This window comes from Actinomycetospora aeridis (assembly GCF_037400275.1).
GTDB classification, from domain to species: domain Bacteria; phylum Actinomycetota; class Actinomycetes; order Mycobacteriales; family Pseudonocardiaceae; genus Actinomycetospora; species Actinomycetospora aeridis.
Genome location: NZ_JBBEGL010000002.1, coordinates 359,896 through 373,466, shown reverse-complemented (window position 1 = coordinate 373,466; position 13,571 = coordinate 359,896). Strand labels below are relative to the sequence as shown.

17 protein-coding genes are annotated in these 13,571 nt (G+C 74.1%); 6 read left to right on the top strand and 11 right to left on the bottom strand.

The window, feature by feature from the left end:
- Positions 1 to 2 precede the first annotated feature (2 nt).
- From pcaD to WCD41_RS07205, 7 genes are all read right to left on the bottom strand, one after another.
- The gene (pcaD, locus tag WCD41_RS07235; RefSeq protein ID WP_337712728.1) at positions 3 to 767 is read right to left on the bottom strand and encodes a 3-oxoadipate enol-lactonase; all 765 of its coding nucleotides are present in this window, start codon (positions 765 to 767) and stop codon (positions 3 to 5) included.
- Positions 768 to 818: 51 nt separating this feature from the next.
- On the bottom strand, positions 819 to 1,100 hold the full coding sequence (gene catC / locus WCD41_RS07230) for a muconolactone Delta-isomerase (RefSeq protein ID WP_337712727.1): 282 nt from the start codon (positions 1,098 to 1,100) through the stop codon (positions 819 to 821).
- 68 nt (positions 1,101 to 1,168) lie between these two features.
- On the bottom strand, positions 1,169 to 2,269 hold the full coding sequence (locus WCD41_RS07225; protein WP_337712726.1) for a mandelate racemase/muconate lactonizing enzyme family protein: 1,101 nt from the start codon (positions 2,267 to 2,269) through the stop codon (positions 1,169 to 1,171).
- The gene (locus tag WCD41_RS07220; protein WP_337712725.1) at positions 2,266 to 3,183 is read right to left on the bottom strand and encodes a LysR family transcriptional regulator; all 918 of its coding nucleotides are present in this window, start codon (positions 3,181 to 3,183) and stop codon (positions 2,266 to 2,268) included. Before WCD41_RS07220 ends, WCD41_RS07225 begins: the two co-directional genes overlap by 4 nt.
- 38 nt (positions 3,184 to 3,221) lie before the next feature.
- Positions 3,222 to 4,094: a dioxygenase family protein gene (locus WCD41_RS07215; RefSeq protein ID WP_337712724.1), complete on the bottom strand. Its 873-nt coding sequence runs from the start codon at positions 4,092 to 4,094 to the stop codon at positions 3,222 to 3,224.
- Positions 4,091 to 5,275: an FAD-dependent monooxygenase gene (locus tag WCD41_RS07210; protein WP_337712723.1), complete on the bottom strand. Its 1,185-nt coding sequence runs from the start codon at positions 5,273 to 5,275 to the stop codon at positions 4,091 to 4,093. The genes WCD41_RS07215 and WCD41_RS07210 overlap by 4 nt, the downstream gene beginning before the upstream one ends.
- Positions 5,272 to 5,994, bottom strand: coding sequence for an alpha/beta fold hydrolase (locus WCD41_RS07205; RefSeq protein ID WP_337712722.1), 723 nt, complete (start codon positions 5,992 to 5,994; stop codon positions 5,272 to 5,274). The genes WCD41_RS07210 and WCD41_RS07205 overlap by 4 nt, the downstream gene beginning before the upstream one ends.
- A gap of 223 nt (positions 5,995 to 6,217) precedes the next feature.
- Between WCD41_RS07205 and WCD41_RS07200 the strand changes: the two genes are divergently transcribed.
- Together WCD41_RS07200 and WCD41_RS07195 are read left to right on the top strand one after the other, a co-directional pair.
- Positions 6,218 to 6,703, top strand: coding sequence for a flavin reductase family protein (locus WCD41_RS07200; protein WP_337712721.1), 486 nt, complete (start codon positions 6,218 to 6,220; stop codon positions 6,701 to 6,703).
- Positions 6,700 to 7,899, top strand: a complete 1,200-nt coding sequence (locus tag WCD41_RS07195) for a CaiB/BaiF CoA transferase family protein (protein WP_337712720.1) — start codon at positions 6,700 to 6,702, stop codon at positions 7,897 to 7,899. The genes WCD41_RS07200 and WCD41_RS07195 overlap by 4 nt, the downstream gene beginning before the upstream one ends.
- Before the next feature lie 134 nt (positions 7,900 to 8,033).
- Here WCD41_RS07195 and WCD41_RS07190 read toward each other — a convergent pair whose 3' ends face one another.
- Entirely contained in the window at positions 8,034 to 8,453 is a 420-nt protein-coding gene (locus WCD41_RS07190; RefSeq protein ID WP_337712719.1) for an SRPBCC family protein, read from the bottom strand.
- Positions 8,454 to 8,508: 55 nt separating this feature from the next.
- Between WCD41_RS07190 and WCD41_RS07185 the strand changes: the two genes are divergently transcribed.
- Together WCD41_RS07185 and WCD41_RS07180 are read left to right on the top strand one after the other, a co-directional pair.
- Complete coding sequence (locus WCD41_RS07185) at positions 8,509 to 8,781, top strand: DUF3253 domain-containing protein (protein ID WP_337712718.1); 273 nt, start codon at positions 8,509 to 8,511, stop codon at positions 8,779 to 8,781.
- Between the two features lie 86 nt (positions 8,782 to 8,867).
- Positions 8,868 to 9,935, top strand: a complete 1,068-nt coding sequence (locus WCD41_RS07180) for an alpha/beta hydrolase (RefSeq protein WP_337712717.1) — start codon at positions 8,868 to 8,870, stop codon at positions 9,933 to 9,935.
- Between the two features lie 45 nt (positions 9,936 to 9,980).
- Here the strand turns inward: WCD41_RS07180 and WCD41_RS07175 are convergent, their stop codons facing one another.
- Positions 9,981 to 10,973 carry an aldo/keto reductase gene (locus WCD41_RS07175; RefSeq protein WP_337712716.1) on the bottom strand — a complete coding sequence of 331 codons (993 nt, stop codon included), beginning with the start codon at positions 10,971 to 10,973 and terminating at the stop codon, positions 9,981 to 9,983.
- A gap of 87 nt (positions 10,974 to 11,060) precedes the next feature.
- On the opposite strand from WCD41_RS07175, the gene WCD41_RS07170 reads away from it, so the two are divergent.
- Positions 11,061 to 11,507 (top strand): LPXTG cell wall anchor domain-containing protein, encoded by a 447-nt coding sequence (locus WCD41_RS07170; RefSeq protein WP_337712715.1) that lies wholly within the window; start codon positions 11,061 to 11,063, stop codon positions 11,505 to 11,507.
- On the opposite strand, the gene WCD41_RS07165 is transcribed toward WCD41_RS07170, so the two are convergent.
- Complete coding sequence (locus WCD41_RS07165; protein ID WP_337712714.1) at positions 11,504 to 12,061, bottom strand: TetR/AcrR family transcriptional regulator; 558 nt, start codon at positions 12,059 to 12,061, stop codon at positions 11,504 to 11,506. The genes WCD41_RS07170 and WCD41_RS07165 overlap by 4 nt on opposite strands.
- 47 nt (positions 12,062 to 12,108) lie before the next feature.
- On the opposite strand from WCD41_RS07165, the gene WCD41_RS07160 reads away from it, so the two are divergent.
- Positions 12,109 to 12,966: an alpha/beta hydrolase family protein gene (locus WCD41_RS07160; RefSeq protein ID WP_337712713.1), complete on the top strand. Its 858-nt coding sequence runs from the start codon at positions 12,109 to 12,111 to the stop codon at positions 12,964 to 12,966.
- A gap of 6 nt (positions 12,967 to 12,972) precedes the next feature.
- Here WCD41_RS07160 and WCD41_RS07155 read toward each other — a convergent pair whose 3' ends face one another.
- A complete protein-coding gene (locus tag WCD41_RS07155) occupies positions 12,973 to 13,413 on the bottom strand; it encodes a hypothetical protein (RefSeq protein ID WP_337712712.1) in 441 nt (146 codons plus the stop codon).
- Between the last annotated feature and the right edge of the window lie 158 nt (positions 13,414 to 13,571).

Sequence of the window (13,571 nt, the reverse complement as noted above, 5' to 3'; positions counted from 1 at the left end):
CGTCACGATGCTCCCTTCGCGTGCTCGCGCAGCAGCGGCGTCACGACCTCGGGCCGCTGGAACGACGCCAGGTGCGCGGCGTCGGTGACGGACTCGAGGCGGGCACCGGGGATGCCGTCGGCGAGGATCTGCTGGTGCTCCGGCGGCGTGGCCGGGTCCTCGACGCCGCTGACGACGAGCGTCGGGACGGCGATGCCGCCGAGGTCGTCGACGACGTCCCACGCGGCGACCGCCTCGGCGCAGCCGGCGTAGCCCTCGGCCGGGGTGGCGGCGATCTGGTCGCGCATCCGCGCCACCGTGTCGGGCTGCGCGTCGGCGAAGTCGTCGGTGAACCAGCGCGCGACGACGCCGTCGGCGATGGCCGCCGTGCCCTCCGCGCGGACCTTCTGCGCCCGGTCGCGGAAGGTGTCGGCGTTGGGGAAGCGGGCCGCGGTGCACAGCATCGCCAGCGTCGAGGCGCGCTCGGGGGCGTGCAGGCCGATCCACTGCGCGATCGCCCCGCCGAGCGAGACGCCGGCGAAGGAGGCCCGTTCGATGCCGAGGTCGTCGAGGGTCTCGAGGACGTCGCGCGCGAGGTCCTCGACGTGGTACGGACCGTCGGGCACCGGGGAGCCGCCGTGCCCGCGGGTGTCGAGGGAGATCACCCGGAACTCGTCGGCGAGCTCGGCGCGCTGCGGCGCCCACATGTCGACGGTACTGCCCAGCGAGCACAGCAGCACCAGCGGCGGTCCGTCGGCGGGACCCTCGGCGACGTGATGGAGCTTCACGCCCTCACCGTGCCCGGCGTCGGGGGGCGGCGAACCGTGGGCTTCCGTTCATCAGGACTCGAGCTTCGACGGGTGCACGGTCAGCGCCGTCACCTCGACCTGCATGTACGGGAACAGCGGCAGGCTCGTCAGGAGCTGGTGGAGCTCGTCGCCCGACTCGACGTCGAAGCGGCTGACGTTCGCGTACTGCCCGACCACGCGCCAGAGCTCCGGCCACCTGCCGGAGGCCTGGATCTCGTGGGCGCGCGCCTTCTCTCGGGCGCGGAGGTCGTCGGCGACGTCCTGCGGCATGTCGTGGGGGAGGCGGACGTCCATGCGGACGAGGAACTGCACGGGGTGCTCCTGGTTCGAGGTGGGGGATTTCCTGACGTTGAGCGTCAGCGTGGCCGCCAGGCTGACAACTAGGTGTCGACGCGGTAGCGGGCGAGCTTGTCGGGGTCGATCGTGACACCGAGGCCGGGCTCCTGGCGGGCGGCGGCACGGCCGTCGACGATCGACGGGGGCTCGGTGAGGACGTCGTCGGTCATCAGCAGGAAGTTGGTGACCTCGACGGGGTGGCGGGCCAGCGAGCGCAGGCCGCAGGCGAGCGCCGTCGACGCGACGGTGCCGAGCATGCCGTCGATCTGGTTGCCGACCATGGTGCTGACGCCGAGGCCCTCGCACAGCCCGACGATCTTGGCGGAGTCGGTGAACCCCGTCCGCGCGACCTTGACGCTGATCGCCTGCGAGTCACCGTCGACCAGGGACCGGGCGACCCCGCCGAGGGTGATCGTGGACTCGTCGCCGACGATCGGGATCGGGCTCGACCGCACGATCCGGCGGCGCCCGAGCACGTCGTCGGCGGGGTTGGGCTCCTCGAGCATGGTGACGTGGAAGTCGGCCAGGCGGCGGGCGGCGACGACGGCGGTGTCGGCGTCCCACCCGCGGTTCGCGTCGGCGTAGAGCTCGACCGAGTCGCCGAGCTCGCGGCGCAGCTCGCGCACCGCGGCGAGGTCGTGCGCGAGATCCCGGCCGACCTTCACCTTGAACGCCTCGACGCCGTACCGGTCGTTCATCTCGAGGGCGTCGGCGACCATCTCCGACGGCGTGCCGAGCCCGATCATGTGGGCGACCGCGACGTCGTCGGCGGCGTGCCCGAGCAGCACGTGCACCGGCTGGCCGCAGGCCTGGCCGACGAGGTCCCACAGGGCGACGTCGACGGCGCCGCGGGCGGCGTTGTTGGCGACGGTGCGGGCGAGGTCGGCGCGGAGGCGCTCGCGCGCGAACGGGTCGGCGCCGACGAGGACCGGGGCGAACAGGTCCCGTACCGCGGCGACGATCGAGCTCGCGGTCTCGCCGTAGGTGTAGGGGCGCGGCGGGGCCTCGCCGTGCCCGACCAGCCCGTCGTCGGTGGTGATCCGGACGAGGACATGGTCGGCGGCGGTGGCCTGCCCGCTCGCGAAGGTGAACGGCCGTCGGAACGGGACGGCGAGGGGGATGGCCTCAATGGAGGTGATCTTCATGCGCGTCGGGTCTCCGGGTGATCGGGGCGGCACAGCACGGCGAGGGCGCGCGCCAGGGCCGGTTGCGGGTCGTCGCGCCGCCAGGCCAGGGCGACGTCGGTGGTCACGGGTTCCTGTTCGTCCAGCTCCACGTAGCGCACGCCCTCCACGGTCACGGCGAGCACCGATGACGGCAGCAGCGCCACGCCGACCCCGGCCGCGACGAGCGCCAGGACGATCGAGGTCTGGTCGGCGTCGTGGGTGCGACGCGGCGTGAACCCGGCGGCCCGGCACGCCCGCGCCGCCGCCTCGCCGACCACCGAGCCCGGCGCCGCGTAGACGACGAAGTCGTCGTCGGCGAGGTCGGCGAGATCGGCCAAGGGCGAAGGTCTCGAGGTGGCTGGCGCGAGCCGGTGGTCCGCCGGGACCGCCAGCACGAGCCGCTCGCGGGCGAGGACGTGCTGGGCGAGCCCCGCGTCGCCCACCGGCGGGCGCAGGACCGCGAGGTCGATGCGGTGGTCGGCGAGTGCGGTCTCGAGCGACGGGGTGAGCATCTCGGTGGTGAACGCCAGCGCCAGGCCGGGCAGGTCGGCGGTGAGGCGGCGGACGATCTCGGGGACGTGCCGGTAGGTCGCCAGCCCCGTCGCGCCGATGCGCAGCCGCCCGAGCGCTCCCGCCGCGACGCGGCCCACCTGGTCGCGGGCCGCGTCGAGCGAGGCGAGGATGCGCACGGCCTCGGGCAGCAGTGCCTCGCCGGCGGCGGTCAGGTCGACCCGCCGCGTGGTGCGCTCGAACAGGGGAGCGCCCAGCTGCGCCTCGAGCTGCCGGATCGCCTGGGACAGCGGCGACTGGGCGATGTGCAGCCGCTCGGCGGCCCGCCCGAAGTGCCGCGTCTCGGCGACCGCGACGAAGTAGCGCAGCTGGCGCGTCTCCACTCGTCCTCCATGGTCGAGCTCCGCTTCGCTCCGTCTCCCTAGTCGCCCGGCTCCAGCACGAAGTCGCGGTCGGAGCGCACCTCGTCACCGTGGCCGGTCGGCTGCGGGTCGAGGGTCAGCTCGGGCTTGTCGGCCGAGGCGACGTCGTTGCCGAGGTAGGGGTCGCCGGTGAAGAACAGCTGCGACGTCAGGGTGCGGTGCCCGGGGGCGGCGACGAGCAGGTGGATGTGCGCGGGGCGCCAGGGGCTCCAGCCGGCGGCCTGGGTCATCTGCCCGGTCGGGCCGTCGAGCGGGATCGTGTACGGCGCGGGCCTGCGGGTGTGGATCTCGAAGCGGCCCTCGTCGTCGCAGGCCACGACGCCGCGCAGGTTGCCGGCCGGCGGCTTCGCGGCGAAGCCGGAGTACCAGCCCTCGTCGTCGGTGTGCCAGATGTCGACGGTCGCCCCGCGCAGCGGCGTGCCGTCGGTCGAGGTGACCTGGCCGGCCAGGATCATCGGCGTGCCCGGCTCGTCGTCGCGCATCGGCAGCGTCGCGGGCGAGGTGAGCCGGGCCTGCCCGTCGAGCCAGAACGGGCCGAGGATCGTGCCGACCGAGCCCTGCTGGGTCTGCGCGGCGACCTTCTCGACCTCGAACTCCAGGTAGACGTCGAGGAACAGCGGCCACTCGCCGGTGTCGGAGACCGCGATCAGCCACTGCTTGAACGCGTCGAACTCCTCGTAGGTGACCCGGTGGTCCCGGATCGCGGCGCGGATGCCCTCCAGCGCGGCGCCGACGACGGCGGCCACGCGCTGCTGGTCGACCTGGCCGGCGCCCTGACCGCGCAGGTTGGAGAGCCCCGCGCGGGCGGACTCGGTGGCGTGCGAGCCGGCGGTGACGGCGTCGGAGACCGACTGGTCGTTGGTGGTGGTCATGCGGGAAGAGCTCCTCTGGCGGTGGTGGCGGCGTCGTGGTCGTGGACCCAGGCGTGGTCGGGCAGGTAGCCCGCGAAGCGCTTGTCGCGCTCGGCGATCCGCGGGTGGTCGTCGTCGAGGTGGAGCAGGGTCCCGGTGTCCCAGGCGCTGGCGGCGATCGCGCGAGTGCGGGCGCGGCGCTCGCGGGGGTAGGCCGCGAGCGCGGTGGCGGGATCGTGCGTGGTGATCAGCCGGGCGAGCGTCACGGCGTCCTCGATCGCCTGGTTTGCGCCCTGGCCGTGGTGGGGCAGCATCGCGTGGCAGGCGTCCCCGAGCAGGGCGAGCCGGCCGCGCGTCCAGCGCGTCAGCGGCTCCTGGGACAGCAGCGGCCAGCGGGGGCTCTGGGGGACGGCCGCGAGCATCTCCCGCACCGCCGGGTGCCAGCCCGCGAACCCGTCGAGCAGTTCGCCCGCCGGTGCCTCCCGCTGCGCGCCCTGCCAGGTGTCGGGCCCGCAAAGGACGGCCAGGAAGTTGACGGTGTCGTCGTCGCGGCCGAGCGCGTAGTGCAGCAGGTGCGCCCCGGGGCCGGCCCAGAACTGGATGGCGTGGGGGTCGGGCAGGCCCGGCAGCGCGTCGATCGGCACGAGGCCCCGGAACCCGCTGGTCCCGGTGTAGGTCGGGCCCGTCCCCGGCCCGGTGACGGCGTCGCGCAGGAGCGAGTGCACCCCGTCGGCACCGACCACGACGTCGCCGACGGCCTCGGTGCCGTCCGCGAGCAGGAGCGCGCCGCGGTCGGCGTCGACCCCCGTGACCGCCGTGCCGAGGTGCAGGTGCTGCGCCCCCGCGGCCTCGACGAACGCGGCGGCGAGCGTCTGCTGCAGGTCGACGCGGTGCACGCCCCAGTAGGGCGCGCCGTGGCGCTCGCGGTAGCTGTCGCCCCCCGGGTGGGCGGCGATCCGCGCCCCGGTGCGTCCGTCGCGGTAGATCAGCTCGGTGGGCTGCGTGGCGACGGCGTCGAGGGCCTCGCCGACCCCGAGGCGGTAGAGGTGCCGCGACCCGTTGGCCGACAGCGCGACGGCCGCCCCGACCTCGCGCAGCTCGTCGGCCCGCTCGTGGAGCTCGACGGTGACGCCGGCGCGGGCCAGCGCGATGCCGAGCGTGAGTCCTCCGATGCCGGCCCCGGCGACGACGACCCGCGTCACCTGCTGACCCGCAGGATCGCCTCGGTCAGCTCCGCGGGCCGGGTGAAGTTCGCCTCGTGGCTGCCCGGGGTCTCGACGATCGTCGGGTCGGCCAGCCGCGTCGCGAACCGGTCCCAGCCCCACTCGCCGGGCGGCAGGGCGATGTCGTCGGTGGTGCGGATGTAGGCCGTCGGGGTGTCGAGGGCGAGGAACGGCTTCTGGTTCGCCGCCTCGGTGAACGTCGCGAACGGCTGCGGGGCCATCTGGGCGTGCGTGATCTGCTGGACCTCCGGCGTGCCGTCCTGGATGAACGCCGACGACCACACCTCGAACGGCATGGTGATCGTGTCGTCGGTGCTCGCGGCGGCGAGGCCGGTGAAGAGCTCGCGGTAGGGCGGGGGCACGGCGTCCATCAGCGACTCGCCGTCCTCGGGGACGAACGCGCTCCAGAACACGGTGCGCTTGAGCTGGGGCGCGATGACGGGCGCCGCCCCGCAGGCGACGAACCCGCCCCAGCTGTGCGCGACGAGGGTGACGTCGCGCAGCTCCTCGGTCTCGACCAGACCCACGACCGCGTCGACGGCGTCGGTGAGCGTCACCCCGCGCGGGTCGTCGTCGATGCCGAGGCCGGGCAGCGTCGGCGCGAGGACGCGGTGGCCCTCGGCGCGCAGGCGCGTCGCCACGGGGCGCCAGCTCCAGCCGCCGTGCCATGCCCCGGTGATGAGGACGAACGTCTCCATCGTCGCTGCCTCCGCTCGACGTTGAACGTCTGGATGACCGTGTGGCCACGAGCGTGACACAAGCCATCCCGGACGAGAAAGCGCCGAATACAGAACGACTGAGACGTGACGGCTCTGGATCGTCGGCGTGATCAGACGACGGCGTGGGCGGGCTCATGTCGGCGCGGTCCGGTCGGGAGCAATACGGTTCCGGAGGTACGGCCGTCATCCCGGGAGGCACTGAATGAGCGAGGGCACCGACGCCTCGACGATGCGCCAGGTGCTGGGGCACTTCCCCAGCGGCGTCACCATCGTCACCGGCACGACCCCCGACGGACCGGCCGGCTTCACGTGTCAGTCCTTCTCCTCGCTCTCCCTCGACCCGCCGCTGGTGCTGATCCTGCCGGGACGCTCGTCGTCGAGCTGGCCGAAGATCGAGGCGACCGGGAAGTTCGTCGTCAACGTGCTCTCCGCCGAGCAGGAGGCGCTCTCGACGACGTTCGCAGTCTCGGGCGGCGACAAGTTCGCGGGCGTCGAGTGGACCACCTCGGGGCTGGGCTCCCCGATCCTCGGCGGGGCGACGGCGTGGATCGACTGCACGCTGCACGCCGTGCACGACGGCGGCGACCACCACATCGTCGTCGGCGCGGTGCACGACCTCGGCGCGCCCGGCAGCCCGCCGCTGCTCTTCCACCGGGGCGGGTACGCACGAACGTCGGTGCCGGAGTGAGCCAGGGGCCGCTGGCGGACCTCCGGGTGCTCGAGCTGGGCACGATCGTCGCCGGCCCCTTCGCCGGCCGGCTGCTCGCCGACTACGGCGCCGACGTCGTCAAGATCGAGCCGCCGGGCGGGCAGGACCCGATGCGCGACTGGGGGCAGGAGTCCTACCGGGGTCACCGGCTCTGGTGGACCGTGCACGCCCGCAACAAGCGCTGCATCACCCTCGACCTGCGCTCCGGGCGCGGGCAGGAGGTGTTCCTGCAGCTCGTCGAGGGCGCCGACATCGTCGTCGAGAACTTCCGCCCCGGCACGCTCGAGCGCTGGAACCTCGGGTGGGACCGCCTGTCGGCGGTGAACCCGCGCCTCGTGCTCGCGCGCGTGTCGGGCTACGGGCAGACCGGCCCCTACGCCGACAAGCCGGGCTACGCGTCGGTGGCCGAGGCGCTCTCGGGCCTGCGCTACATCAACGGCTACCCCGGCGAGGCCCCGCCGCGGCAGGCGATCTCGCTGGGCGACTCGCTGGCCGGGATGGTCGCGGTGCAGGGCGTGCTCGCCGCGCTGCACCACCGCTCGGTGACGGGGGTCGGCCAGGTCGTCGACGTCGCGCTGACCGAGGCGTGCCTCGCGGTGCTCGAGTCGATCATCCCGGAGTACGACAAGCTCGGCCGCGTGCGCCAGCCCGGCGGCACGAAGCTCGAGGGCATCGCGCCGTCGAACGTCTACCGCACCGCCGACGAGCTGTGGCTGGTCGTCGCGGCCAACCAGGACACGGTGTTCCGGCGGCTCTGCGCGGCGATGGGTCGCCCGGAGCTCGCCGACGACCCGCGCTACGCCGACCACTACGCCCGCGGCGAGAACCAGGACGAGCTCGACGGGATCGTCGGCGACTGGGTCGGCTCGCTCCCCGCGTCCGAGGTGCGCCGCGTGCTCGACGAGGCCGGCGTCATCTGCGGGCCGATCAACACCGCGGCCGAGGTCGTCGCCGACCCGCAGTTCCGGGCGCGGGGGATGCTGGCGCCGCACTTCGACGAGCGGTTCGGCGAGGACGTGCTGGGCCCGGGCGTCGTCCCGGTCTTCTCCGACACCCCGGGGGAGGTGCGCTGGGCCGGCCCGCCGGTGCCGGGGCACCACAACGCCGAGGTCTACGCGGAGTTGGGGCTCTCGGACGCGGACGTCACGGCGCTCGCCGACGCGAAGGTGATCTGAGCGGCCTGCGGCTGTGTCAGCCTGGCGGCCACGCTGACGTTGAACGTCAGGAAACCCACCACGATCTTGAGCGGATCGAGCTGGTGGCGATACTGACGTTGAACGTCAGGGAGGCCCCCACGCTGACACGGGGCTCAGCCCTCGGCGTCCTTCTTGATCGACGCGAGGTTCTTCTCGGCGCTGGAGCCCATGGCCCGCTGCAGGCCCCAGCGCGGCACGCCCTTGACGGTGACCTCCATCGTCGACGACATCTCGAGCCGCGTCCGGGCGCCCTCGTCGTGGGCGGTGTAGGCGATCGTGCTCTCGCGGATCAGCCGGGCGTCGACGCAGCTCAGCGTGATGGAGTTGTCGCCGTAGCTGACGTCGTAGGTCGCGTCGGTGGTGAACGTGAGGGCCCCGAGGGTGACGACGATGCGGGTCGGACGGCCCTGGTCGTCGTGGGACTTCACCTTCGCCGACTTCGCCTCGTTGGCCCACCGGTCGGTGTTCTCGAGGTCGGCGACCACCTCGAGCACCCGCGCGACGGGCGCGTCGATGGTCACGTCACGGATCACCGGGTCGCTCACCTTCTCCCGGTACCCCGTTCGTGGGGACGGGTATCCGACTGTCGTGGCCGACACGGACCGGGCGCTCGCCGACGCGATCGTCGCGCTGCTCGACGACCGCGCGGCGGGGAAGACGATCTGCCCGTCGGAGGCGGCGCGCCGCGTCGACCCGGACGCGTGGCGCGACCTCATGCCCGATGCCCGCCGCGTCGCCGGGCGGCTGGCCGGCGACGGCACGATCGAGGTGACCCAGCGCGGGGAGGTCGTCGACCCGGCGACCGCCCGTGGTCCGATCCGCCTGCGCTACCCGGCCGACGGGTCTCACGCGGACCGGTGAGGTGTCAGCGGAGTGGCTCCGCAGACGATGAGTGTCCGCAACTCCACTCCGTCGGGCCGATCCGGGACGCCTAGGCTCTCCGGGTGATGTTCCGCGTCCTCCGGCGCATCCTGCGCGCCCTCATCGCTCTCCCCCGTCCGCTCCGCCGGTTGCTGGCCGGTCCGACCGTGACGCGCGACGGACAGACCCTCGATCTCGACGTCCAGCTCGTCCTGCGCCTGCTCGGGATGCTCGCCGGCGGGGAGGAGCCGTCGCTCGTCGAGCAGCGCCGGGCCACCGATCGGGCGGCGGGGCTCGCCGAGTCCTTGACCCCGGGCGTGTCCACGCTCCCCGTGCGGCTCCCGGTGCCGGCCGGTCCGGGTCGCGACGAGCCCGGAATGCTCGCCGCCCGGCTCTACACGTCCGCCGAGGCCGTCGGGCGACCCGCGCCGCTGCTCGTCCACTTCCACGGCGGCGGGTTCGCGCTGGGCAGCATCACCTCGAGCGAGCCGCTGTGCCGGGTGCTCGCGTACCAGACCGGCGCGCGGGTGCTCTCGGTCGAGTACCGGCTCGCGCCCGAGAACCCGTTCCCGGCCGGCCTGGCCGACGCGGCGGCCGCGCTGCACCACGTCCTGACCCACCGCGAGGAGTTCCACGCCACGACCGTCGCGGCGGGCGGCGACTCGGCCGGCGCGAACCTCGCGCTGACCGCCGCCCACCAGCTCGCCCGCCACCGGGAGGAGACCGCGGCGTTCGTGCTGGCCATGTACCCGGTCACCGACGCCGGGCGGGCGCACGGTTCGCGCGAGCTGTTCGCCGAGGGCTTCGGCCTGCGCACCGTCGACATCGAGGTCTTCGAGCGCTACTACCTGCCCGACGGCATCGAACCGATCCGGCTCACGGGGCTGCTCGAGGTCGACGACCTGGCGATCATGCCGCCCTGCTACGTCTCGACGGCGGGCTTCGACCCGCTGCGCGACGAGGGCGAGGAGCTCGTCGCCGCGCTGCGGGCGGCCGGGGTCCCGGTCGCCGCCCGCCGCTTCCCGGGCCTCGTGCACGGCTACGCGGGGATGGCCGGCGTCGTCCCGGCCGCCCGCGACGCCGTCCTCGACGCCGCCTCGGCGCTCCGCGCCGGCCTGGCCCTGACGACCGACCGGGAGCGGGCCAGTATGTGAGCGAACTTCGGGGCCATAGCCCCGAAGTTCGCTCACGTAGGCCGGTCAGTGGTGCAGCATCCGCATCGCCGCGGCGGGGTAACGGTCGCCGCTGGCGACGCCGGACGGGGCGACCTTCTCGATCGCCTCGAGCTCCTCGGCGCTCAGCGTGACGTCGGCGGCACCCACGTTCTCCTCCAGGTAGGTGCGGCGCTTGGTGCCCGGGATCGGCGCGACGTCCGAACCCTGCGCCAGCACCCACGCCAGTGCCAGCTGGGTCGGCGTGACGCCCTTGCGCTCGGCGAGCGAGTTCACCTCGTCGAGCACCCGCAGGTTCGCCTCCAGCGCCTCGCCCTGGAACCGCGGCGAGTTGCGGCGCCAGTCGCCCTCGGGCAGGTCCTCGGTGCGCCGGATCGTGCCGGAGAGGAAGCCGCGCCCGATCGGGCTGTAGGGCACGAACCCGATCCCGAGCTCGCGGCACGTCGCCAGCACCCCGTTGTCCTCGACGTCGCGGGTGAACAGCGAGTACTCGGTCTGCACCGCGCTCATCGGCGCCGTCGCTTGGGCCCGGCGGATGGTCTCGGGCGCGGCCTCGGAGATGCCGAGGTAGCGGACCTTGCCGGCCGCCACGAGCTCGCCGAGCGCACCCCAGGTCTCCTCGATCGGGACGTCGGGGTCGACGCGGTGCTGGTAGTAGAGGTCCACGTGGTCGGTGCCGAGACGCTGCAGCGAGCCGTCGATCTGTCCGCGCAGGTAGCCGGGACGCCCGTTGACCCGCCCCGTGCCCGTGCCGTCGGGGCCGATCTCGTTGCCGAACTTGGTGGCGAGGACGACCTCGTCGCGCCGCCCGTGCAGCACCGAGCCGAGCAGCTCCTCGTTGGTGTGCGGGCCGTACATGTCGGCGGTGTCGAGGAACGTCACGCCGAGCTCGAGGGCGCGCTCGATGGTCGCGCGCGACTCGGTGTCGTCCTGACCGCCGTAGGCGAAGGTCATGCCCATGCAGCCCAGGCCGAGCGCGGACACGCGCAGGCCCTGGCCGCCGAGAGTGCGTTGCTCCATGGCGCGTGGCTGCCCGCGGCCGATGCGCCCTGAACGTGTGCGGTGACGCTGGCCCTTTGGAGGCGTCGGGGGTGGGACGGTGACCCCATGCGCCTGCTGCTGACGACGCTGGTGGCCGCCCTGCTCTGCCTGGTGGGCGGGGGGACGGCCCTGGCCGACCCCGGCCTGGTGATCGGCGACGGGGCACCCGCCGCACCCGGGACGTCCCTGCGCGCGCAGATGGGCTGCGAGGAGGCCGGGACGACCCCGGTCACCGGCCCCGGCGTCACGGGCGGGGCGTGGGAGCGCGACGCCGACGGGCACCAGCCCTGGGCGGTGTTCTCCGCGGTGACGGTCGCCGCCGACGCCGCCCCGGGGCCGGTCACGGTGACGGCGACCTGCGGCGGACGTCCGATGGAAGCGACGCTGACCGTCGCCGCGCCCGACACCGGGGACACCACCTGGCGCGTCGTCGGCGGCGCCGCGATCCTGCTCGTGATCGTCGCGGCGATGGTCCTGCTGCAGCGTCGGCGCAAGCAGGCGGCCGGTCGCTAGAGACCCGCGAGGAACTCCTCCGCCGCGGCGTCCACGCGCGCCCGGTCGCCGGTGGCGAGCAGGTCGAGCAGCAGCCCGCGCAGGGTGGCGACGACGACCGTCGCCCGCCGGGTGGCGACGGCCGCGTCGACGTCCGGGCCCTGGGCCTCGCGCAGGATCGCGATCCAGTCGGCGCCGAGCTGCTCGAGGAAGCCGGTGTAGGTCTCCGGGGACTGCACGGCCCGCCCGTAGACGGCGAAGAACAGCCTGAACGTCGGCCGGCGGTGGTCGTCGGAGCTCCAGGCCCAGAAGGCCCGCGCGGTGGTGGCGAGGTCGGCGCCCTCGCCCGCCAGCTCGCGGCTCGCCGCGACCAGGCGCTCGCGCAGCCGCCCGAGGATGGCCTCGAGCATCTGCTCCTTGGTGCCGAAGTGGTGCACGAGCGTCGTCGTCGAGACCCCCAGCGCGGCGGCGACCGACCGCCACGACAGCTCGGAGAACACGTGCTCGACGGCGTGGTCGACGGCGGCGTCGAGCAGCGCTGCGCGGTGCTCGTGGTCCACCGGTCGTCCGGCCATGGGCTCCAGCTTGACTTCCTATAACGATCGTTCTAGTAATGGGGTCCATGAGCGCACCCGTCGTGTCGGTGAGCCCCGTGGTGCTGGGGGAGCGCGAGCTCCGGGTCTCCGCCCCGACGACAGGGTCGGATCTGCCGGTGCTCCTGTTCTCCCACGGCTTCGGGTCGTCGTCGCGGGCCTACGGTCCACTCGTCGACTGGTGGGCCGCGCACGGCTTCGTCGTCGTCGCGCCGACCCACCTCGACTCCCGCACGCTCGGCCTGGCCGACGACGACCCGCGGCGGCGGTCGTTCTGGCGCCACCGGGTCGACGACATGCGGCGCGTCCTCGACCACCTCGACGTCGTCGAGGCCGCCGTCCCCGGGCTGGCGGGCCGGGTCGACCACGACCGGGTCGTCGCCGCCGGGCACTCGTTCGGCGGGCAGACGACCGGCGTGCTGCTGGGGTTGCGGGTGGACGGCGAGGACCTCGCCGACCCGCGCGTGACGGCCGGTGTCCTGCTCGCGACGGCCGGGCGGGGCGGCGACGCCCTCCGGCCCGGGGTGATCGAGATGTTCCCCTGGCTCGCCCCCGACTTCTCCGCGATGAAGGCGCCGGCGCTCGTCGTCATGGGCGACGCCGACAGCAGCGCGTTGAGCACCCGCGGACCGGACTGGTCGGCCGACCCCTACCTCCTGAGCCCGCCGGGCAAGAGCCTGCTCACCTTGGTGGGCGGCGAGCACTCGCTGGGCGGGATCCCGGGGTACGAGGCGGCGGAGACGACGGACGAGGACCCGGCGCGGGTGGCCGCGCTGCAACGGTTGACGACGGCCTACCTGCGCACGGCGCTCGACGCGGACGATCCGGCCTGGCTCGAGGCCGCGACGGCGCTCCCGGCGTCGGTGGGGCGGGTCGAGTCGCGCTGAGGCGGGTCAGCCGCACTCGTCCTCGGGGATGTAGCCCTGCTCGCAGCCCCACTGCGTCTGGATCTCGCCGGAGCTCGGAGCGCGGCCGGCGGACGTGCCGGGGTCGAGGTAGCCCTGGTACTCGTCGCACGACGCGTCGAACCGGCCCGCGGTGACCGCGCGCTGCCCACAGCCGGAGGAGCTCCCGCGGGTGCTCGTGGCACGGGGGCGGTAGGCGTCGTGAGACGCCCGGGTCCGGGACGTGGTGGGTGTCGGGTGCGCGGTGACCGGGGCCGCGGCGGCGAGCGGGGCCGGAGCGACCGGGGCGACGACCGCGACGGCGGGCTCGGCGGCGACGGACGCGGCCGGTGCCACGGACGTCAGCACCACGGTCGCCGCGGCCATCACGCCGACGATCGTGCTGCCCAGCGCGTACCGCACGGCGTTGCGTCCCCCCGACTGCGTCATGCACCGCGCATCGCAGCGGATCGGCCCGGTCGTTAGCGCCACGACCTGGCGCGGCCCTCGCACCACTCGAACGAGCTACCGCCAAGATCGTGGGGGCGTTCCTGACGTTGAGCGTCAGCGTGGCCGCCAGGCTGACTCACCCCGTGCGTCGCCGCGCT